We start from the raw sequence: 20,008 nt of genomic DNA, 5'->3' as shown, positions 1-20,008 counted from the left end.
CCCCACATTTAGGCCAAATTGATGTCTACTGAAACCCGCATTGTTTTTATTGTCTCTGACGGCACAGGTATTACCGCCGAGAACTTCAGCCAGTCGATTTTGGCGCAGTTTGAGGCCACTTTTAAGCATATCCGGATCCCATTTGTGGACAGCGTTGACAAGGCTCATGATGCCGTTAGCAGCATTAATCAGGCAGCCAATAAATATGGGGTCCAGCCTATTGTTTTCACCACCTTGGTGAATGCCGAGCTAAACTCCATCGTTGCTAAGGCTAACGGGCTTATTTTGGACATGTTTCAGACCTTCGTAGCCCCTCTTGAAGCTGCCCTGGGCATGAAATCCACCCATGCCATGAACCGCCTACACCACAACGCCGATACTGAGGCCTATAAGAACCGAATTGAGGCAATCAACTACTCCTTGGCGCACGATGACGGTCAATCCAACCAAAACCTCGCTGAGGCTGATGTCATCTTGGTAGGGATATCTCGCGTCGGAAAAACGCCAACCAGCCTCTACCTAGCAATGCAGTATGGTTTAAAGGCTGCAAACTACCCATTAATTCCTGAAGATTTTGAACGGGGTCAACTACCTAAGGACTTAGTCCCTTATCGCCAAAAAATCTTTGGCCTCATGATTGATGCGGAACGTCTTTCAGAAATCCGCAATGAACGTCGCCCGGGTAGCAACTATGCCAAGCTTGAAAACTGCCGTTATGAAATTAACGAAGCGACAGCGATGATGAAAAAACAATCTATCCCTTGGGTGATGACGACCAGCAAATCTATTGAAGAAATCGCCACCACCGTATTGCAAGCAATCAAATCCGATAAAACGATTTTAGGTTAGAGCTGCTTAATTAATTACGTCGAACGCGGACGGTTTCAAATAAGCAAATAGCTGCTGCTGAAGAAACATTTAGAGACTCTACACGCGGATCAATTGGAATAGAGACGCCTTTTGCCTGCGCCAGTAGCTCTTCGGATACGCCCTGACCTTCGCTCCCCATCACCCAAGCTACGGGTTTCAGTAATTCTTGCTGCATATTAAAAAGGTCTTGCTCAGCATCTGCCGTTGCAGCCATCAGGGGAGCCGTAACCGCACTTAATACTTGTTGATTTGTCCAGCCCTCATATAAATCCAATAAATGATGGGCACCCATTCCTGCACGCAAAACTTTGCTAGACCAGAGATGAGCACAACCCGTTAGGGCAATAATTTGTGTAAAGCCAGCGGCTGCAGCTGTACGCAGAATCGTTCCAACATTACCCGCATCCTGAATGCGATCCAAAATCACGACATCCCCATCTAGATTTGCGATCGATTGGGCAGGTGCTAAGGAGGATTTTGGCAAGCTTAATAGCCCAGCAATGTGAGGAGCATTCACTAAATCACTTAATACATTCCAAAGAGCGCTATCTAGTTGGTATACCTTGGTCTCCGGGCAAATTTCAAGATGAGAATAAACAGCTTGAGCTATCTCGGAATTATGCAACCCCATCTCGGAAGTAAAGAGTGTCTTGAGCGCGGGGTCTCCCACCCAACTTTGAACAAGATGAATGCCTTCAAGCAAAGCGCATCCACTACTTTGTCTGGCCTTCTGACCTTTTGATCCTGTTGCCTGCAATAAACGCAGTTCTTTGAACAGCGAGTTCTCTTTGGAGGTAATTTGATCAAAGTTCATGGTTTAACCCGCGAGAGACTCTAAAACTTTTCGCACAGGAGAAAAACTTCTGCGATGTTCAGAGCAAGCGCCATACTGTTTTAGAGCCGCAAAGTGCGCCTCGGTAGGATAGCCCATGTGTTGGGCAAACCCATATTCTGGATGCCGGTCATGTAAACGCATCATTTGTCGATCACGAGTCACTTTTGCAATGATAGAAGCCGCGGAAATTGCAGGCTCTTTCGCGTCACCCTTCACGATTGCTTCAGCCGCAATAGGAAGCTCCGGGCACCGATTGCCATCAATCAACGCTTTCTCTGGCCAGGCACCCAAGCGAATCGTTAAATCTTCTATGGCACGACGCATAGCTAACATGGTTGCTTGCAGTATGTTGATCTGATCGATTTCGGCAGGGCTAGCTTCACCAACGCCCCAGGCTTTCGCATTTTCTAGAATTTGCTCGTATAAATAATCGCGTTTTGCTGCTGTCAATTTTTTAGAATCTTTTAGGCCATCGATTGGCTTATCGGGATCAAGGACTACTGCGCCAGCAACCACTGCACCCACCAAAGGTCCACGGCCTGCCTCATCCACCCCGCAAACCCAAAGGATGCTCATGATGAAGAAATTCGTCCGACACGACGATCCATGATAGTTTGCGCAACCGCTTGAGCGACTAAGAGACCTGTTGGACGACGTAAGGTTTCATGCATTTTTGCAAAACGCTCTTTTAACTGCGCGACCTTGCTTGGATGATTTAACCAATCCAATATTGCAGCACTTAATTTTTCTGGAGTAGCATCATTTTGCAATAACTCTGGCACGACAAAATCGCCACACAAAATGTTAGGCAAGCCAACATAGGGCAAATATCCTTGGCGCTTCATAATCTGAGCGGTAAGCCAAGGCACCTTATAGGAAATCACCATTGGTTTCTTCCAAAGCGCAGCCTGCAAGGTAGCCGTGCCACTTGCAATCAGTACAACATCTGACGCCTCTAAAACCTCATCAGCCATACCATCAAGCAAATGAATTTGGATATCAGGAAATTGATTCTGGGTTACCTTTAATAAAGCCTCTAAAGGTGCGCGCAATCGTTGAGTGGCAACCGGAATGAGGAAATGCAGATTTTGGCCTTCAAGCTTCTTCGCCAGTAGCTGCATCGTTTCAAAAAACACAGGGGCAATTAACTCGATCTCCGAAGAGCGGCTGCCAGGCAAAACTGCGATCACCAGTCCCTCTAAACAATCTTTGCCATCGCGAGCTAGATGAAGCGCTTGCGCAATCTTTTCTCTTGCTTGAGGTGTATTAGGTTCCAATGGAATTTCACTCGCCAAAGGGTGCCCCACATAAGTAGAGGCTACGCCAGCACGATCATAGATTTCGGTTTCAAAAGGAAAGATGCACAGCATGCGATCAACCGCTTGAGCAATTTTTTTGATACGCCCCGCCCTCCATGCCCAAATGGATGGGGAGACTAAATGTAAAGTGGGGATACCTACCTTACGTAATTGAAGTTCAACACCCAAATTAAAGTCGGGGGCATCAACCCCCAGAAAGACATCAGGTCGCCCATCACCCAATAGCTTAGCAATGAGCTCCTTACGTAACTTCAAAATAGCGGGTAATTGCTTAATCGCCTCAACATAACCTCGAACGCTCAAGGTTTCCATAGGCCAATCTGAGCGCATGCCTTGCGCCTGCATACGCGGACCACCAATGCCGTATACCTCCAGACCCGCCATGTCTGGAATTTGATTTAAGGCATTCAGAACTGGCGCAGCTAATAAGTCACCAGAAGGTTCGCCAGCTACACAAGCTAACTTTGGCAAGGCATTCCCGTTATCGAATGATGCCGCGCGTTGAGGCTGCAATAAAGTCATGGAACTGTGCAAGCTTTTCAGCGGTAGCTTGATCGGCAGCACTCGCAGATACCATCTTCTGGATTTCTGCCTTAGCCTCTTCAAAGCTTAAACCGTCTTTGTAGAGGACTTTATAGGCCTGGCGCAAAGCAGAAATCGTTTCACTTGAAAATCCACGGCGCTTTAAGCCCTCCACATTAATACCATGAGGAGCAGCCTTATCGCCTGCTGCAATAACAAAAGGTGGAATATCTTGCACTAGCGCAGATGCGCCACCCAACATGGCATGCTGGCCAATGCGCACAAATTGATGCACACCAGACATGCCGCCCATAATGGCCCAGTCGCTCACTTGCACATGCCCAGCGATCTGAGCATTACTAGAGAAGATGGTGTGATTTCCTACCTGACAATCATGGGCGATATGAACATAAGCCATGATCCAATTATCATTACCAATGCGGGTAATACCCTCATCTTGCGATGTGCCCGTATGAATAGTTGTGAACTCACGAACAGTATTACGATCCCCAATAATGAGTTGGGTCGGTTCACCGCGGTACTTCATATCCTGCGGTGGCCCACCAATCGCAGCAAAGTGTGCAAAGTTATTTTCTTTGCCAATCGTAGTATGGCCCTCAATCACGGTGTGAGAGCCCACCTTAGTACCAGCACCAATTTTGACATTAGGGCCAATAACAGAATACGGACCAACCTCGACATCACTGGCAAGCTCAGCCTTGCTATCCACTACCGCAGATGCATGAATTCGAGTCATTACGCGCCTTTCGTCCGTACTGCGCAAGTAATATTTGCTTCCGCAGCGATCTCACCGTCAACCGTTGCTTGAACGGCGAACTTATAAATACCAGCGCGGCCACGTTCCAATTTTGCAGTCATGATTAACTGATCACCAGGCAATACTGGCTTTTTAAAACGCGCGCCATCAATTCCGGCAAAGTAATAAATTGCATCTTCAGCACGCTCTTCAGAAAATGTTAGCAATGCAGCTGTTTGCGCCAAAGCTTCAATAATCAACACCCCAGGCATCACCGGAAAATCTGGGAAATGCCCCTGGAAGAACGGCTCATTCATAGTGACATTCTTCAACGCGGTAATGGTTTCGCGAGGAGTAATTTCAATCACGCGATCGACCAATAAAAATGGATAACGATGCGGCAGTAATTGCAAAATTTTATTGATGTCAATTGCGATTGGTGTACTCATAACTTGCTTACCTAAGGTTATATTTTTCGATTGATGTTTTATTGATCCCAACCCAAAGATTGTTGAGCTTTACTTTTTATCCAATAATCGTAAACGTTGACGTATTTTATCTAGCCCACGTAAGATTGCCGCATTCTTTTCCCAAGCGGCATGCAACATCGACGGATAAACGCCCGTGAAATGCTGTCCAGGCTCAGCGATTGAGCGAATAATCGAAGTATTGCCAGAAACAGTGGTTCTGTCGGCAATTGTTAAATGTCCGGCAAAATTAGCTGCACCTCCAATGATGCAGAAGTTACCGATCTTGGTGCTACCTGAGATTGCCGCACAACCCGCAATAACGCAACACTTTCCAATAATGACATTGTGTGCAATTTGCACTTGATTATCAATCTTGGTTCCCGAGCCAATGACGGTATCGGTCATGGCGCCGCGATCAATCGTGGTTGAAGCGCCAATCTCAACATCGTCACCAATCACCACGTTACCAGTTTGGGGAATTTTGACCCACTCACCACCCGTCGCAGAGAATTCTGGAGCAAATCCAAATCCATCTGAGCCAATTACTGCGCCACTATGAATAATGCAACGCTCACCGATTTGTGTTCCGGAGTAAAGGGACGCGGATGGATAAATCAAAGTATCGCTCGCAATCACACTATCTCTTGCAATAGACGCATTACCCAGAATCACAACACGCTCACCTAACTTTACATTTGGTCCAATTTGCACAAATGGGCCAATATGACATGAGGAAGGAACAACTGCTGATGAATCTATTGCCGCACTTGGATGAATACCTGGCGCATGGGTAGGAGTATTTTGTTTTGCAAAATGCTGCGCCATTCTAGCGAAAGTTGCATAAGGATTCTGCGCAATAAAATAAACGCGTTGTGCTGAGTGCTTTCCAGGGTTAGCTTGCAAAAACTCAAAGTCGGATTTACCAACAATAAGCGCTCCCGCACTACTATCAGCAGCCTGTTGACGGTATAAGGGGTTCGATAAAAACGAAATCTGGTTTTGTGTTGCCCGCTCTAATGGGGCCAAGCCAATAAAGGGGCTAGAAGCCTCCCCCACCAAGCTTGCTTGAAACAGATTGGCCAGCTCGATGGCGGTAGGCATAGATTACTTCTGGCTATTTAGTGCCTTGATGACATCATCAGTAATGTCGGCCTTGGGGCTTGCAAAAGCCGCCTCTTGAACAATGATGTCCAACTTGCGTTGTTCGGCAATCTGGCGTAACACCGCATTTGCCTTTTCAGCAATTTTTGCGCGCTCTTCAAAAGTACGCTGATTGAGATCCTCTGTGAACTCGCGCTGCTTACGTTGCAATTCACGATCTTGGTCCGCTAACTCACGCTGGCGACGCACACGCTCCGCTTCATTCATGACTGCCGCATCACGATCCAACTTCTCGGCGGCTGTTTGGATTTTTTGGGCGCTGTCACGCAAATCATTCTGACGCTTGGTAAATTCATTTTGCAAACGAGTTTGCATTGCTTTGGCAAGATTGGATTCGTTGAAAACCTTTTCAGAATTCACAACAGCAACTCGTGTACCAGCATCTTGCGCAAAAACCTGCGGCGCAGAGAAGACCAAGGCAATAAAAGCCAAAACCCATTGAAGCGATTTAGAGGATTGAGCAAACTTCATAAATACTTTCCTTAAACAATTAAAACGCTGTACCAACTTGGAACTGGAGGCGCTGCACATTATCCGTTGGCTGAGACTTGATCGGAATACCGTAGCTAAACTTCAAAGGACCTAGTGGTGATATCCATGATAAACCCAAACCATAGGAATACCGCAAAACCAGGTTGATGTTCTGACCAAACGCATTACCACCGTCAACGAACCCAAAAACTCGCAGAGTCTTATCCACCCCAGATCCAGGAACTGGAACGGTGTACTCCAAGTTACTTACAATCTTGGATTGACCACCAGTTGGCTGCCAAGCACCAATCACCGTGTTGTAGTACTGAGGACCTAGAGATCCTGGCGCGTATCCACGAACAGAACCGATACCACCCACATAGTAGTTCTTTGTAATCGGGAATGGATTATTTCCATATGCCTGACCATACCCGACCTCTCCATTAAAGGACAGAATATTGCCTTTAGAGAAAGAGTGATACTTTTGGTATTGCCCATAAAGGCGATAGAAAGTCATATTACCAACTGGCGTACCAGCCTCAGCAGACAATTGTTGTAGCGATCCATCAGAGGGGATTAAAGCACTATCACGGCCATCGCGAGACCAGCCAACTGTTAAGGGTACGTTATAAGTTGTTAATGTTCCTGGGTAACCAGGGGCCGCAATACCGTAACTTTGCGCATAATTTAAGTATGGAATTGGCGTATTAACTGTAGTCTGAATTTGGAAAGCCTCAACACCGGTTCCAAAAAATACACGGTCTACTTCTGTGTAGGGAACACCGAACTTGATATTAGATCCAACCGATTTAATCGTGTAATCAGGATCGCCAACATAGTAGAGCGGCTTCGAAGATCTGTAGTAAAGATCAGTGTAGCGACTAATACCCTCTTCGGTGAAATAAGGATCGTAGTTTGATAGCGTCAAGTTCTGATTGATCTTACCCAGAGAGGCATTCAAGCCAACAGAGGTGCCAGTACCAAAGGCGTTGTCTTGATTAATACCTGCGGAAAGAATCAGTTTTTCAGTAGAAGAGAAGCCTGCACCAATAGTTACAGCGCCTGTGGGCTTTTCAGTTACCTTCACATTAACATCCACCTGATCAGAAGAGCCTGGTACATCTTCCGTTGTGATATCCGTTTCAGTGAAGTAACCCAAACGACCAAGGCGTTTCTTAGACAAATCTATTTTGTCACTGTCAAACCAAGAGCTTTCAAATTGACGAATTTCACGGCGAATCACCATGTCGCGTGTCTTTGCATTCCCCGAGATTTCGACTTTACGAACATAAATACGGCGACCTGGATCAATCACCAAAGTTAAATCCACCTCAGCCTGCTCACGGCGAATATCTGGCTGCGGATTAATTGTTGCAAAAGCGTAACCGTAAGAGCCCAATACTTCGGCAATTGCCTTGGTGCTCTCAGTTAATTTTGCGGACGAGAATGTATCGCCTGGCTTGAGCACAATTAACTGTTTTAACTCTGCTTCCTTACCCAATAATTCGCCAGCCAAACGCACATCTTTGACCGTGAACTTCTTACCCTCACGAATACTAATTGTTAGATAAATTCCTTTTTTATCTGGGGTAATAGAGACTTGAGTCGACTCAATAACAAACTCCAGATAACCGCGATTCAAATAGTAGGAACGAATAGTCTCCAAATCCGCGGTGAGTTTTTGCTTAGAATACAAATTGTCTTTGCTGTACCAGGAAAGCCAACCGCCAGTCTTGAGCTGCATTTCGCTACGTAAAGTGCCTTCACTAAACGCTTCATTACCAATGAAGTTGATTTCCTCAATTTTGGCGACCGGTCCCTCATCAATATTGAAGTAGATAGCTACTTGATTACGCTCTACAGGGGTAACCGTCGCAACCACCTCGGCAGCAAACATACCCTTACCAACGTATTGACGCTTTAATTCTTGCTCTGCTTTATCAATTAAGGCTTTATCGTAAAAACGAGCCTCCGCTACACCAACGGTTTTCAGGGACTTGCGAACAATCTCTTGATCAAATTCTTTCATTCCCGTGAATTCAATTCGGGAAATCGTTGGGCGCTCATCCACGATCACAATCAATACATCACCCTGAGCTTGAATTTGCACATCCCTGAAGAAGCCAGTGCTGTACAGAGCCTTAATTGCTTCGGCGCCCTTCTCCTCGGTAAAGGTATCACCAACCTGAACTGATAAATAACTAAATACGGTTCCAGGCTCTACTCGCTGCAAACCTTCTACTCGAATATCTTTGACAACAAAAGAATCTGCTGCATGAGCATGCAAACTCAATCCAAGGGATAACAGCAGAATGAGTCTTGCTAAAAATCGCATAAGGCGAAAGGAGGATAGGTTCAGAAAATTCAAGACGAAATATAGCGTTGTAAATCGTTAAACAATGCCAAAAGCGAAAGGGAAATCAGCAATAAAAAGCCCACTTTTTGGAGCTGCTCTTGCACCGAAACCGAAATCCGCTTTCCAGCAACTAACTCCCATGCATCATACAGGAGCTGACCCCCATCTAGCATGTGAAAAGGTAGTAAATTGAGCATCCCAATACTGATGCTAATTAGTGCCAAAAATGCCAAAAAGGGTTGCCAGCCAACCTGGACGGACTTGCCGGCCATATCCGCAATGCTTAAAGGTCCTCCAAGCTGCTTTAAAGAAGCCTGGCCGGTAAACATTCCCAGCATTAGCCTTGCTGACACCTTGGTAATTAGCCAAACCCGCTGGGTGGCAAGCACTGAGGCGTCTGAGGGGCTCAATTTCAGTTCTGGCCACTGATCTAGGGGTGTGGCGATCGGCAATAGGCCGAGCTCTTTCATGGGGTCTATATCCGGCCGCATTCTTGGAAGATCCTCAGCTTTGAACGACTTAATGAGGCGACCACCCTCGGAATCTTCAAGCTCCAAAGCAAATCCAGTATTACCAGTTAACGCATCCATCAAATTCCAGCGTAAGGAATTCCAACTAATAACAGGTTCAAATTCTCCGGCGCTGGGCGCCACATCCGAACTTAACTCTTGCCAACCTAACACTCGATCACCTTGAGAAACACCCAATTGATAAGCGAGTGAATTTTCTGGGGGGCCTTGCAATACCGCTGGCAGTTGAGGAACGCCAGAAAGGTAAATCACAGAAAAAAGAACGACTGCCAAAAAGAAGTTGGCAAATGGTCCAGCGGCCACAATCAAAGAACGTTGCCAAAGTGGTTTGTGATCAAAGGCATCCTTTCGATCATCTTGGCGAATAACTTGATTCCGATCACGACCATCCAAGAGCTTCACATAGCCACCCAAAGGGATGGAGGCCAGCACCCACTCGGTTTGATTGGGTGCTCGATATGTAAACAATGGTTTGCCGAAGCCGATAGCAAATCGCAACACTCGAACGCCACAGGCTCGTGCCGCCAAAAAATGACCAAACTCATGGAAGCTTACTAAGACCCCCAAGGTCAACAAAAATGCTCCAAGAGTAATTAGCGCCTGCATGAAATCATTGCCTTAAAACATTTACTTTACAAAGCTCGAATGAAATCCCGCGCCACGGCTCTGGCTTGCGCATCAACCTGCAAGATTACATCTAGAGAATCAGCATTGCTTGTTGCGATTGCGTTTAATGCTTTCTCAACAACGACGGGTATTTTTAAATACGGTAGACCCTCATCCAAAAATGCAGCAACAGCAATTTCATTCGCAGCATTTAATACAGCAGGTGCCGTACCACCAGACTGTGCTGCGGCAAATGCTAATGACAAGCATGGGAAACGCGCTAAATCCGGCTCCGAAAAAGTTAAGTTAGCCATTTGAGTCAAACTGAGTGGCGCAACTCCCGCAGCGATTCTGTCTGGCCACGCCAATCCATAAGCAATGGGGGTGCGCATGTCCGGTTGACCCAACTGCGCCAACACAGAGCCATCACGATAGCGAACCATTGAATGTACAACGCTTTGCGGATGTATTAATACTTTAATTTTTTCTAGCGGGAGACCAAACAACCAAAAGGCCTCAATTACCTCCAACCCCTTGTTCATCATGGTTGCTGAATCTACAGAGATTTTTCTGCCCATCACCCAGTTTGGATGAGCGCACGCCTGCTCTGGAGTAATGCTTGCAAGCTGATCAAGTGGTGTATTTCGAAATGGTCCACCAGATGCAGTCAGCCATAATTCTTCAACACCCAAGTAAGCATTTTGCAAAGAAGAATCTTGGGTGAAATTATTTGGCAAGCATTGAAAAATGGCATTGTGCTCACTATCAATCGGCAATAACGCGCCACCACCAGCGCTAATGGCTTGCATAAATAAATTGCCCGACATGACCAAAGCTTCTTTATTGGCTAATAAAACTCTTTTACCCGCTTTGGCGGCTGCCAGCGCAGGGACTAAGCCTGCCGCCCCCACAATTGCCGCCATTACCGTATCGCAGTTCGAATCAGTAACGGCTGTAACAAGCGATCCTGGACCATGCATCACTTGGGTCGAGATATTTTTTTGACGCAATAGTGTTTCAAGGCGCTTGGCATCGTCAGCTTCAGATACCACCGCAATAGTAGGCTTAAACTCTATGCACTGCTCCGCCAATCGATCGATCTGCTTGCCTGCAGTCAACGCTACTACCCTAAAGCGATCTGGATGCGCACGAATTACATCTAATGTGTTAACGCCAATCGAACCGGTGGAGCCCAGAATAGTAACGCGTCTTGCCATCACACAAGGCCTGCAAGGATTGCCGCAATGGGCATTGTTGGTATTAATGCATCCACACGATCAAGCACACCACCATGGCCTGGAAGTAACTGGCTACTATCTTTTACGCCAGTTAAACGTTTTAACTGCGATTCAAAGAGATCGCCAAAAATACTAAAAGCCGTTAATAAAGTTACCATCAAGAGCATTGGCACCCATCCGAAACGAATAGCCCAAGCACCAAATAAGGTGGACTCAAATGGCAAGAAGAATACGCACGCTAGGGCATACACATAACAAAGCACAAGACCGCCTACTACACCCTCTACAGACTTACCAGGGCTAATTTGCACAGCGAGCTTATGCTTACCAAAAGCTTTACCAACAAAATATGCGCCAATGTCTGCTACCCAAACCAAGGCCATTGTGGAAAGCAAAAAGACTAACCCTAATTCTCTTAAGAAAACAATTGCGAACCAAGTTGCTGGCAATAATATGAGACCAAGCACAACATAGAAAGGCCGTAATTTTTGCAATGATAAATTCATGCCCTTTGCCAAAATGAAAGGAGCAATAAAAAACCAAAAGATTACTGCTAGTAACAATATAGAAAACTGCCAAGCTACATTTTGCAAAGCAAGCAAAACAAAGATGATCACCATACAAAATGTAGCGTAAAGCCAAGCTGCACGAGGTGCCTCAGGATTCAATAAGCGACTCCACTCCCAAGCGCCGGCTAATACTGCAACAAGAAAAAAGGCGCCGATATATACAGGGGGCAGGAAAAATAGAATTGGCAATAAGACTGCCAATAGAACAAAGGCAGTAATAATTCGGGTCTTCAGCATGAAAAGTGGGCTCTGAAATTAGACGGCATCACTCATTGCCTGCGATGCAAGCTGAGCACTAGTTCGCCCAAAGCGACGTTCACGCCGACTAAACCAATCAAACGCTTTATGTAATTCAGCTTCATCAAAGTCTGGCCAAAGTACATCCGTGAAATACAGCTCTGTATAGGCCAATTGCCAAAGCAAAAAGTTGCTAACGCGTTGCTCACCACCCGTGCGAATAAACAAATCCGGTTCAGGTGCATATGCCATAGAGAGATATGGCTGGAGCAACTCCTCGCTGATGTCTTCGGGCTTCAAGTTGGGGTTCGCTGCAACACAGCGTTGCATTGCCTGCAATATATCCCAACGTCCACCGTAATTCGCCGCAATCGTAAATGTCAGCGCTTTGCAACCCGCAGTCTTTGCCTCGGAGAATTCGACCATCTCCTGAATGGCATTATCAAAACGACTCAAGTCTCCAATAAGCCGCAGACAAATGTCATTATCTGCGAGGCGTGACACTTCGCCTTTAAGGGATTTCAGAAATAGCTTCATTAAAAAGCCCACCTCTTCTGGTGGGCGACGCCAATTCTCAGAGCTAAATGCAAAGACCGTCAAATACTCAACACCAATACGGCGACATTCTTGAACAATCTTTCGAACGGCGCCTAAACCTTCAGAGTGCCCAGCCACCCTAGGCATCATGCGCTTACTAGCCCAACGCCCGTTGCCATCCATAATGATCGCCACGTGGCGAGGAATGGAGCTAACCTCTGGTATTGCCTGCGTTGAGCTAAGGTGTTGAGTCATAAAAGGTGAAACTTATTACGGTTAAACCGTCATGATCTCTTTTTCTTTTTCAGAGATGATTTTGTCTATTTCAACGACAGCTTTATCGGTCATCTTCTGAATTTCATCAGTAGCGCGACGCTCTTCATCCTCAGAAATTTCTTTATCTTTTGTCAAGCGCTTTAGATGCTCATTAGCATCGCGACGCAAATTACGCACAGCAATTTTTGCGTCTTCACCCTCGCTCTTCACGACTTTAGTAAGTTCGCGACGACGCTCTTCTGTTAGCGCTGGCATTGGCACACGGATCACAGTGCCTTGCGAAGCTGGGTTGAGACCCAAGTCAGAATCACGAATGGCTTTTTCCACAACAGCAACCATGGTCTTTTCAAAAGGCTGTACATTGATAGTGCGGGCATCAGCCAAACCCAAACTTGCAACCTGACTCAATGGGGTGGGATTGCCGTAATACTCAACTTGAATATGTTCCAAAATCCCAGGATTGGCACGTCCTGAGCGAATCTTTGCAAGACTAGTCTTTAAAGATTCGAGTGACTTTTGCATCTTTTGATCGGTATTGGTTTTAATTTCTGCTGCAGACATCTGGCCTCCTATTAAACGTGTACCAAAGTACCTTCAGGCTCACCCTGCACTACACGCATTAATGCGCCTGGCTTGAGTATTGAAAATACTTTGATTGGTAATTTTCTGTCACGACACAATGCAAACGCAGTAGCATCCATGACTTGTAAGTTTTTAATCAACGCTTCATCAAACGTAATGGTTTTGTAGAGCGTTGCTGTTGGATCTTTCACCGGATCGGCGCTATAGATGCCATCGACCTTCGTTGCCTTCAGCATCACCTCTACGCCCATCTCCGCACCACGCAAGGCTGCCGCGGTATCAGTGGTAAAGAATGGGTTTCCTGTGCCCGCTGCGAAAATAACAACCTTACCTTCGCTCATTGCACGAATTGCGCGAGGACGAATATAGGGCTCAACCACTTGATCCATTCTTAATGCGGATTGAACCCGAGCCTCAACTCCTTTTTGACGCAATGCATCTTGCAAGGCAAGTGAGTTCATCATGGTTGCCAACATGCCCATGTAATCAGCTGTTGCTCGATCCATGCCTGCTGCACCACCTGCAACGCCGCGGAAAATATTTCCTCCGCCGATCACAATCGCAAGCTCAACTCCACTATTTACTACTTGAGCAATTTCAGAAACCATGGCATCGATGGTGACTGGATTAATGCCGAAAGCATCATCCCCCATCAGGGCTTCACCAGATAATTTTAGGAGGACGCGTTTGTAGCCTGGCATATATATATTTTCCGTAATTTGCCAAGTAATTTTCATACTTAGCTTATTGATCTTTAAGCACTTTTGATACCTGCTCTGAATTATAAATGGCTTAGGAAGATTCAAAGAAAAGGGCACAGAAACTAAGGTTTCTGTGCCCATAAGGCTAAGCCGATCGGGACAAGCCCGAAAAGGACTAATTAAGCAGTTGCTTTAGAGGCGGCGGCAACTTGGGCAGCCACTTCAGCAGCAAAGTCGTCTTGACGCTTCTCAATGCCTTCGCCCACAACAAACATCGTGAATCCCTTCACGCTGGTGTTCGCAGCTTTCAGCATTTGCTCAACGGTTTGCTTATCGTTCTTCACAAAAGTTTGGTTCAAGAGAGATACCTCTTTGAGATACTTCTGAATAGAACCTTCAACCATCTTCTCAACGATCTCTGGTGGTTTGCCAGATTCAGCAGCCTTTTGAACAGCTACGCTACGTTCAATCGCAATGGACTCAGCTGGCACATCTGCAGTAGACAAAGCAACTGGCTTCATAGCAGCAACGTGCATTGCCACATCTTTAGCGGCAACTTCATCGCCGTCAAACTCAACCATTACACCAATACGAGTGCCGTGGAGATAAGAAACCAACTTATTGCCACCAGCAAAACGCTTGAAGCGGCGTGGCATGATGTTCTCGCCAATCTTACCAATCAATGCGCTACGCACTTCGTCAACGGTAGAGCCATTCAAAGGCAATGCCAATAAAGCAGCTACGTCAGCAGGGTTCTTTTCTGCTACCAACTTCACACAATCATTTGCAAATGCCAAGAAATCATCATTCTTAGATACGAAGTCGGTTTCGCAGTTCACTTCTAACAAAGCACCAGTAGTGCCATTGATTGAAGATGCAACGATACCCTCAGCAGTAACGCGTGAAGCCGCTTTACCTGCTTTGCTACCTAGCTTTACACGCAGAATTTCTTCTGCACGAGCCATATCGCCATCAGCCTCGGTCAAGGCCTTTTTGCACTCCATCATTGGGGCATCGGTTTTAGCGCGGAGTTCGCCAACCATTGCAGCGGTAATTGCGGCCATTATTCAGCTTTCCCTTCTTCAACAAACTCTTCTTCACCTTCTTTAACTGCAGTCAATACTTCCTGAACTGCGTTTGCACGGCCTTCCAAAATCGCATCAGCAACGCCACGTGCATAGAGGGTTACTGCCTTGCTTGAATCGTCGTTACCAGGAATAACGTAATCAACACCTTCTGGTGAGTGGTTGGTATCAACAACAGCGATTACTGGAATACCGAGCTTGTTAGCTTCAGTAATAGCAATCTTGTGATAACCAACGTCCACAACAAAAATTGCATCAGGAACGCCGTTCAAATCTTTGATGCCGCCAAGTGCTTTTTGCAATTTGTCGAGCTCGCGATCGTTTGTTAAAGCTTCTTTCTTAGAAAGCTTTTCCCAATCGCCGGCTTCTTTAGCAACTTCCATATCCTTCAAACGCTTGAGGGAACCTTTAACAGTTTTGAAGTTAGTGAGTGTGCCACCCAACCAACGGCTGTCGATATAAGGCATACCAGCGCGAGTTGCTTCTTCAGCAATGATTTCGCGTGATTGACGCTTTGTACCAACAAATAAAATCGTGCCACGATTAGCAGCAACTTGTTTTGCAAATTTCAGGGCGTCCTGAAACATTGGCAATGTTTTTTCCAAGTTGATGATGTGGATTTTGTTGCGATGACCGAAAATGAATGGGGCCATCTTTGGGGACCAGAAACGTGTTTGGTGACCAAAATGGCAACCAGCTTCCAGCATTTGACGCATTGTTACTGACATAACTTCTCCTAAGGGTTGGCTCTAAAGTTGAGTCCTAGCTGCGCTAAACAACGCCACCCTGGAAGGCTCAACTCGCGATTTCAAGTCCAAAATAGACCTGAGAGCGAAATTATAGCTTGAATATCAATGATCTAGCTAGGTAGAGCCCACTCCCATCCTGGGCTGATAGGGGTGCTAACCATCTTAAATGCCCTAAAAAAGGGAATATTGCCTAATTTTTGAGCATTTAGACTCAGAAAAATCCACTCAAGTCGTTGATAATCAAGGCATGAATAGTGTATTTACTGCAGAAAAAGACATCCAAGGGATGCGCGAAGCTGGTCGCTTAGCCAGTGAAGTTTTGGACCATGTTGCTCCCCATGTCAAAGCGGGTGTCACTACAGGCGAGCTAGATCGCATTTGCCACACCTATATGCGCGATGTTCAAAAGACCATTCCTGCGCCACTCAATTACCAGCCACCTGGCTACCCTCCATTTCCAGCATCGATTTGCACCTCAGTAAACGATGTGATCTGCCACGGGATTCCTGGTGACAAAGTTCTCAAGAATGGGGATGTAGTCAACTTGGATATCACCGTGATCACCCCCGATGGTTATTACGGTGATACCAGTCGCATGTTCATGGTGGGGGAAGTATCCGTTATGGCAAAGCGACTCACGCAAATTACTTTTGAATGCATGTGGCTTGGCATCGCACAAGTAAAACCCGGCGCGTCCCTTGGCGACATTGGTCACGTAATTCAAACGCATGCAGAGAAAGCCGGCTATTCCGTTGTTCGTGAATATTGTGGTCACGGCATCGGAAAAGTATTTCATCAGGACCCGCAAATTCTGCACTATGGTCGTCCTGGCACTGGCGAAAAATTACAAGCTGGCATGACATTTACGATTGAGCCCATGATCAACGCAGGTCGTCGTGAAATTCGCACGATGCCAGATCAATGGACAGTAAAAACAAAAGATCGTAGTCTGTCCGCGCAATGGGAACATACACTCCTAGTAACCAATACTGGCGTTGAAGTACTTACTTGGTCTGAGGGTAGCAACCCTCCCCCTGACTGCGTCAAAGGCCTTTCATTTAGACCATCCACCTCTAGCACCTAATATGAATTCGTCGGTAACGACAAGCAAGATCATGGATGCGAAAAGCCTTCGCTCTGCACGCGAGACTGCATATGCAGAATTCAAGCAAACGCAGGCGGTAGGCAAACTTACCAAGCAATTAAGCAAACTTACCGATCAATTACTCGCTCAAATGTGGGGTGCTTGCGATTTAAGTAATGCAGCAACGCTAGTTGCTGTCGGCGGATATGGCAGAGGTGGTTTATTTCCCTACTCCGATATTGATATCTTGATTTTGCTTCCGAATGAGAGCAAAGAGGCTGAAGGGGTAGCAAAAAAAGTAGAGCAATTTATTGCAAACTGCTGGGATACTGGATTAGAAATTGGCTCTTCAGTGAGAACCGTTGCGGAATGCATCTCTGAATCGGAACAAGACATCACAGTTCGAACCTCTCTACTCGAGGCACGCTATCTTTGCGGGCAAAGATCTTTCTTTAAGGAATTTGCTAAAGCTTTTGAAGGCGCAATGGATCCACGCTCATTTTTCCAAGCAAAATTAGCAGAACAGATCCAACGTCACTACAAATATCAAAACACCCCTTATTCTCTAGAGCCAAACTGTAAAGAAAGTCCTGGCGGCTTACGTGATCTGCAGGTGATCTCCTGGGTCAGTAAAGCAGCCCTGCTCGGTAACACCTTCAAAGATTTGCATGAAGCTGGCTTAATCACCAAGCGAGAGCTTACGGAACTCAATCGCAATCAACGACTATTGGAAACCTTACGCGCTAATCTACATCTGATAGCAGGGCGTAGACAAGACGTTATCGCTTTTGATCTGCAATCCCCCCTAGCTCACGCCATGGGCATCGAAGAAGAATCATCGCGCCGCGCAAGCGAAGCCATTATGCGTCGCTATTACTGGGCGGCCAAAGCAGTTACCCAGCTAAATGACGTCCTACTTCAAAACATTGAAGCACTTCTGTTTCCGCAAGAATCAAAAACCACCCACCCCATCCCTGGCGAGGGAAATGAATTCTTCATTGAGCGTCAAGGTGTTCTAGACATCACGGATCCGCAGCTCTTTCAAAAACACCCAGAACAAATTCTGCGAACCTTCCTGGTGTTTGCGCAAACTGCTAGTGTTAAGAGCCTCTCTGCCACTATTTTTAGGGCACTTTATAACGCTCGCACAAAAATGGATGCCAAGTGGCGTAGCAACCCCATTAATCGAGCACTATTTATTGAAATCCTGAAGCAACCAGAAGGTGTAAGTCGAGCTTTTCACCTCATGAACCGTAGCAGCGTGCTCGGAAGATACTTGCCTGCATTCAGAAAAATCGTGGGTCAAATGCAGCATGATCTGTTCCACGTCTATACCGTTGACCAACACATCTTGATGGTGTTGCGTAATGTACGTCGCTTTATGACGCTTGAGCATACTCATGAGTTCCCATTCTGTAGCAGCTTAATTGCTCGTTTTGAGAAGCCCTGGCTACTCGTTATCGCCGCCCTCTTTCACGATATTGCAAAAGGCCGCGGCGGTGATCACTCGCAACTTGGCAAAGCCGATATGCGCAAGTTCGCGAAAGAACATGGCTTAGATAAAAAAGATACTGAGCTTTTGGTGTGGTTGGTAGCTGAGCACCTCAATATGAGTCAGGTGGCTCAGAAACAAGACATTACCGACCCCGATGTTGTGAAGGCATTTGCCAAGAAGATGGGTGATGAACGACATCTCACCGCTCTATATCTTTTAACCGTAGCCGATGTCCGTGGAACAAGCCCTAAAGTGTGGAATGCATGGAAAGGGAAGTTACTTGAAGACCTCTATCGTGCCACCTTGAGAGTTTTGGGCGGCGCAAAACCCGATGCTTCATCCGAGCTAGCGCTGCACCAAGAAGAATCGCGAGCCAAGCTGCGGCTTTATGGAATCAACGATGCTTCCTATGAGGATCTCTGGAAGCAATTAGATGTTGCATTCTTCCTAAGGCAAGATTCTTCTGACATTGCCTGGCTAACCCGTCACCTGTACAACAAGGTTAATACAGAGCAACCGATTGTGAGGGCAAGACTCTCACCTGTTGGAGAGGGATTGCAAGTTGCTATCTATGTAAAAGATCAAGAGGATCTATTTGCTCGGATTTGCGCATACTTTGAAAGGCATGGCTTCTCCATTTGGGATGCCCGCATTCACACAACGCATCATGGCTATGCTCTTGATAGCTTCCAGATTTCAGGAAGTAATCTTGTAGATGAAGGCGGCAGCTATCGCGATCTGATTCAACTAGTTGAGTTCGAGCTGACTGCTGCACTCTCAAAAGCCGATCCTTTGCCCAATCCAAGTATGGGTCGCCTATCAAGGCAATCACGCATCTTCCCAATTCAGCCACGTGTTCATATGATGCCGGACGATCGTGGACGCTATTACACACTTGCCCTTTCCGCAAGCGATCGAACTGGCTTGCTGTACACAATCTCCAGAGTTCTAGCAAAGCACCAAGTCTCTATTCACTCTGCCAGAATTAATACTCTTGGTGAGCGTGTTGAGGACGTGTTGCTATTAGATGCGGCTAACCTTGGGAAAAATCCAAAGCTGCAGATTCAATTAGAGACTGAGCTGCTTGAAGCGTTAAGCGCTTAAGCGGTTTAAGGCCCTCTGAATACGAGTGCTTTCTACTTCATCAAAAGAGAACCAAGCGCAGTCTATGTTCTCAAGAGGCTTTTCTTCACGCAGTACTTTCAACTGATAAAGAAGATCGATGTGCAGATGGGCTGATTCGTTCTTTGCGGGATTAGCGGGTATTCCATGAACATCGACATCAATTGGCTCTGGATTCTCAGCATCAGCAACGCAAACTAAGCCTGTTTCTTCATAAACCTCACGAATCGCCGCCTCAATTGGCAACTCTCCCTCGTCGATATGGCCACCTGGCTGAAACCACTTTTTAATATAAGGATGAAAGATCAATAAGACCTTATTTTCCCGAATAACCAAACCGCTGGCAGTAATGTGGCCATCTTGATTCGTCCTAGAACAGGGATTATTGGATCTCAATATTGCCTCTATTCCAAAATTTATATTGAATATATTCATG

At 46.3% G+C, this 20,008-nt stretch carries 20 protein-coding genes; 3 read left to right on the top strand and 17 right to left on the bottom strand.

The genetic code is table 11. From position 1 onward, the window contains the following. Positions 1–21: 21 nt before the first annotated feature. The gene (locus ICV39_RS05815) at positions 22–849 is read left to right on the top strand and encodes a pyruvate, water dikinase regulatory protein (RefSeq protein WP_215389209.1); all 828 of its coding nucleotides are present in this window, start codon (positions 22–24) and stop codon (positions 847–849) included. Between the two features lie 10 nt (positions 850–859). On the opposite strand, the gene ICV39_RS05810 is transcribed toward ICV39_RS05815, so the two are convergent. The 16 genes from ICV39_RS05810 to rpsB form a co-directional block, all read right to left on the bottom strand. Further along, positions 860–1,684: an RNA methyltransferase gene (locus ICV39_RS05810; protein ID WP_215389208.1), complete on the bottom strand. Its 825-nt coding sequence runs from the start codon at positions 1,682–1,684 to the stop codon at positions 860–862. Positions 1,685–1,687: 3 nt separating this feature from the next. Further along, complete coding sequence (gene rnhB, locus ICV39_RS05805; RefSeq protein ID WP_215389207.1) at positions 1,688–2,281, bottom strand: ribonuclease HII; 594 nt, start codon at positions 2,279–2,281, stop codon at positions 1,688–1,690. Continuing rightward, positions 2,278–3,546: a lipid-A-disaccharide synthase gene (gene lpxB, locus ICV39_RS05800; protein ID WP_215389206.1), complete on the bottom strand. Its 1,269-nt coding sequence runs from the start codon at positions 3,544–3,546 to the stop codon at positions 2,278–2,280. The genes rnhB and lpxB overlap by 4 nt, the downstream gene beginning before the upstream one ends. Further along, positions 3,506–4,303: an acyl-ACP--UDP-N-acetylglucosamine O-acyltransferase gene (lpxA, locus tag ICV39_RS05795; protein ID WP_215389205.1), complete on the bottom strand. Its 798-nt coding sequence runs from the start codon at positions 4,301–4,303 to the stop codon at positions 3,506–3,508. Before lpxA ends, lpxB begins: the two co-directional genes overlap by 41 nt. Further along, on the bottom strand, positions 4,303–4,752 hold the full coding sequence (fabZ, locus tag ICV39_RS05790) for a 3-hydroxyacyl-ACP dehydratase FabZ (protein WP_173956137.1): 450 nt from the start codon (positions 4,750–4,752) through the stop codon (positions 4,303–4,305). The genes lpxA and fabZ overlap by 1 nt, the downstream gene beginning before the upstream one ends. 69 nt (positions 4,753–4,821) lie before the next feature. Next, entirely contained in the window at positions 4,822–5,874 is a 1,053-nt protein-coding gene (lpxD, locus tag ICV39_RS05785) for a UDP-3-O-(3-hydroxymyristoyl)glucosamine N-acyltransferase (protein WP_215389204.1), read from the bottom strand. A gap of 3 nt (positions 5,875–5,877) precedes the next feature. Further along, complete coding sequence (locus ICV39_RS05780) at positions 5,878–6,405, bottom strand: OmpH family outer membrane protein (protein ID WP_215389203.1); 528 nt, start codon at positions 6,403–6,405, stop codon at positions 5,878–5,880. 19 nt (positions 6,406–6,424) lie between these two features. Next, positions 6,425–8,740: an outer membrane protein assembly factor BamA gene (gene bamA, locus ICV39_RS05775; protein ID WP_215389202.1), complete on the bottom strand. Its 2,316-nt coding sequence runs from the start codon at positions 8,738–8,740 to the stop codon at positions 6,425–6,427. Between the two features lie 29 nt (positions 8,741–8,769). Continuing rightward, on the bottom strand, positions 8,770–9,897 hold the full coding sequence (locus ICV39_RS05770; protein ID WP_215389201.1) for an RIP metalloprotease: 1,128 nt from the start codon (positions 9,895–9,897) through the stop codon (positions 8,770–8,772). A 26-nt stretch (positions 9,898–9,923) separates the two neighbouring features. Next, a complete protein-coding gene (ispC, locus tag ICV39_RS05765; protein ID WP_215389200.1) occupies positions 9,924–11,114 on the bottom strand; it encodes a 1-deoxy-D-xylulose-5-phosphate reductoisomerase in 1,191 nt (396 codons plus the stop codon). After that, positions 11,114–11,941, bottom strand: a complete 828-nt coding sequence (locus tag ICV39_RS05760; protein WP_215389199.1) for a phosphatidate cytidylyltransferase — start codon at positions 11,939–11,941, stop codon at positions 11,114–11,116. The genes ispC and ICV39_RS05760 overlap by 1 nt, the downstream gene beginning before the upstream one ends. Positions 11,942–11,959: 18 nt before the next feature. After that, the gene (uppS, locus tag ICV39_RS05755) at positions 11,960–12,733 is read right to left on the bottom strand and encodes a polyprenyl diphosphate synthase (RefSeq protein WP_215389198.1); all 774 of its coding nucleotides are present in this window, start codon (positions 12,731–12,733) and stop codon (positions 11,960–11,962) included. A gap of 21 nt (positions 12,734–12,754) precedes the next feature. Continuing rightward, a complete protein-coding gene (frr, locus tag ICV39_RS05750) occupies positions 12,755–13,315 on the bottom strand; it encodes a ribosome recycling factor (protein ID WP_215389197.1) in 561 nt (186 codons plus the stop codon). 11 nt (positions 13,316–13,326) lie between these two features. Further along, positions 13,327–14,037 carry a UMP kinase gene (gene pyrH, locus ICV39_RS05745; protein WP_173956146.1) on the bottom strand — a complete coding sequence of 237 codons (711 nt, stop codon included), beginning with the start codon at positions 14,035–14,037 and terminating at the stop codon, positions 13,327–13,329. Between the two features lie 179 nt (positions 14,038–14,216). After that, complete coding sequence (tsf, locus tag ICV39_RS05740; protein WP_173956147.1) at positions 14,217–15,101, bottom strand: translation elongation factor Ts; 885 nt, start codon at positions 15,099–15,101, stop codon at positions 14,217–14,219. Then, positions 15,101–15,850, bottom strand: coding sequence for a 30S ribosomal protein S2 (gene rpsB, locus ICV39_RS05735; protein ID WP_215389196.1), 750 nt, complete (start codon positions 15,848–15,850; stop codon positions 15,101–15,103). The genes tsf and rpsB overlap by 1 nt, the downstream gene beginning before the upstream one ends. Before the next feature lie 268 nt (positions 15,851–16,118). On the opposite strand from rpsB, the gene map reads away from it, so the two are divergent. Both map and ICV39_RS05725 read left to right on the top strand, forming a co-directional pair. Then, a complete protein-coding gene (map, locus tag ICV39_RS05730) occupies positions 16,119–16,955 on the top strand; it encodes a type I methionyl aminopeptidase (protein ID WP_215389195.1) in 837 nt (278 codons plus the stop codon). Between the two features lie 31 nt (positions 16,956–16,986). After that, entirely contained in the window at positions 16,987–19,554 is a 2,568-nt protein-coding gene (locus ICV39_RS05725; protein WP_251372635.1) for a [protein-PII] uridylyltransferase, read from the top strand. On the opposite strand, the gene ICV39_RS05720 is transcribed toward ICV39_RS05725, so the two are convergent. After that, a complete protein-coding gene (locus ICV39_RS05720) occupies positions 19,543–20,007 on the bottom strand; it encodes an NUDIX hydrolase (RefSeq protein WP_215389193.1) in 465 nt (154 codons plus the stop codon). The two genes, ICV39_RS05725 and ICV39_RS05720, sit on opposite strands and share 12 nt — an antisense overlap. Position 20,008 lies beyond the last annotated feature (1 nt).

Source organism: Polynucleobacter sp. MWH-UH25E (assembly GCF_018687095.1).
In the GTDB taxonomy this organism is placed as follows: domain Bacteria; phylum Pseudomonadota; class Gammaproteobacteria; order Burkholderiales; family Burkholderiaceae; genus Polynucleobacter.
Note: the sequence above shows the minus strand (reverse complement) of the source record. Positions and strands in the feature narration are given on the sequence as shown.

Excerpts from the sequence above, each read along its gene's own strand:
- ICV39_RS05815 (WP_215389209.1), top strand. The coding sequence starts at position 22 with ATGTCTACTGAAACCCGCATTGTTTTTATTGTCTCTGACGGCACAGGT.
- ICV39_RS05810 (WP_215389208.1), bottom strand. The coding sequence starts at position 1,684 with ATGAACTTTGATCAAATTACCTCCAAAGAGAACTCGCTGTTCAAAGAA.
- rnhB (WP_215389207.1), bottom strand. The coding sequence starts at position 2,281 with ATGAGCATCCTTTGGGTTTGCGGGGTGGATGAGGCAGGCCGTGGACCT.
- lpxB (WP_215389206.1), bottom strand. The coding sequence starts at position 3,546 with ATGACTTTATTGCAGCCTCAACGCGCGGCATCATTCGATAACGGGAAT.
- lpxA (WP_215389205.1), bottom strand. The coding sequence starts at position 4,303 with ATGACTCGAATTCATGCATCTGCGGTAGTGGATAGCAAGGCTGAGCTT.
- fabZ (WP_173956137.1), bottom strand. The coding sequence starts at position 4,752 with ATGAGTACACCAATCGCAATTGACATCAATAAAATTTTGCAATTACTG.
- lpxD (WP_215389204.1), bottom strand. The coding sequence starts at position 5,874 with ATGCCTACCGCCATCGAGCTGGCCAATCTGTTTCAAGCAAGCTTGGTG.
- ICV39_RS05780 (WP_215389203.1), bottom strand. The coding sequence starts at position 6,405 with ATGAAGTTTGCTCAATCCTCTAAATCGCTTCAATGGGTTTTGGCTTTT.
- bamA (WP_215389202.1), bottom strand. The coding sequence starts at position 8,740 with ATGCGATTTTTAGCAAGACTCATTCTGCTGTTATCCCTTGGATTGAGT.
- ICV39_RS05770 (WP_215389201.1), bottom strand. The coding sequence starts at position 9,897 with ATGCAGGCGCTAATTACTCTTGGAGCATTTTTGTTGACCTTGGGGGTC.
- ispC (WP_215389200.1), bottom strand. The coding sequence starts at position 11,114 with ATGGCAAGACGCGTTACTATTCTGGGCTCCACCGGTTCGATTGGCGTT.
- ICV39_RS05760 (WP_215389199.1), bottom strand. The coding sequence starts at position 11,941 with ATGCTGAAGACCCGAATTATTACTGCCTTTGTTCTATTGGCAGTCTTA.
- uppS (WP_215389198.1), bottom strand. The coding sequence starts at position 12,733 with ATGACTCAACACCTTAGCTCAACGCAGGCAATACCAGAGGTTAGCTCC.
- frr (WP_215389197.1), bottom strand. The coding sequence starts at position 13,315 with ATGTCTGCAGCAGAAATTAAAACCAATACCGATCAAAAGATGCAAAAG.
- pyrH (WP_173956146.1), bottom strand. The coding sequence starts at position 14,037 with ATGCCAGGCTACAAACGCGTCCTCCTAAAATTATCTGGTGAAGCCCTG.
- tsf (WP_173956147.1), bottom strand. The coding sequence starts at position 15,101 with ATGGCCGCAATTACCGCTGCAATGGTTGGCGAACTCCGCGCTAAAACC.
- rpsB (WP_215389196.1), bottom strand. The coding sequence starts at position 15,850 with ATGTCAGTAACAATGCGTCAAATGCTGGAAGCTGGTTGCCATTTTGGT.
- map (WP_215389195.1), top strand. The coding sequence starts at position 16,119 with ATGAATAGTGTATTTACTGCAGAAAAAGACATCCAAGGGATGCGCGAA.
- ICV39_RS05725 (WP_251372635.1), top strand. The coding sequence starts at position 16,987 with ATGGATGCGAAAAGCCTTCGCTCTGCACGCGAGACTGCATATGCAGAA.
- ICV39_RS05720 (WP_215389193.1), bottom strand. The coding sequence starts at position 20,007 with ATGAATATATTCAATATAAATTTTGGAATAGAGGCAATATTGAGATCC.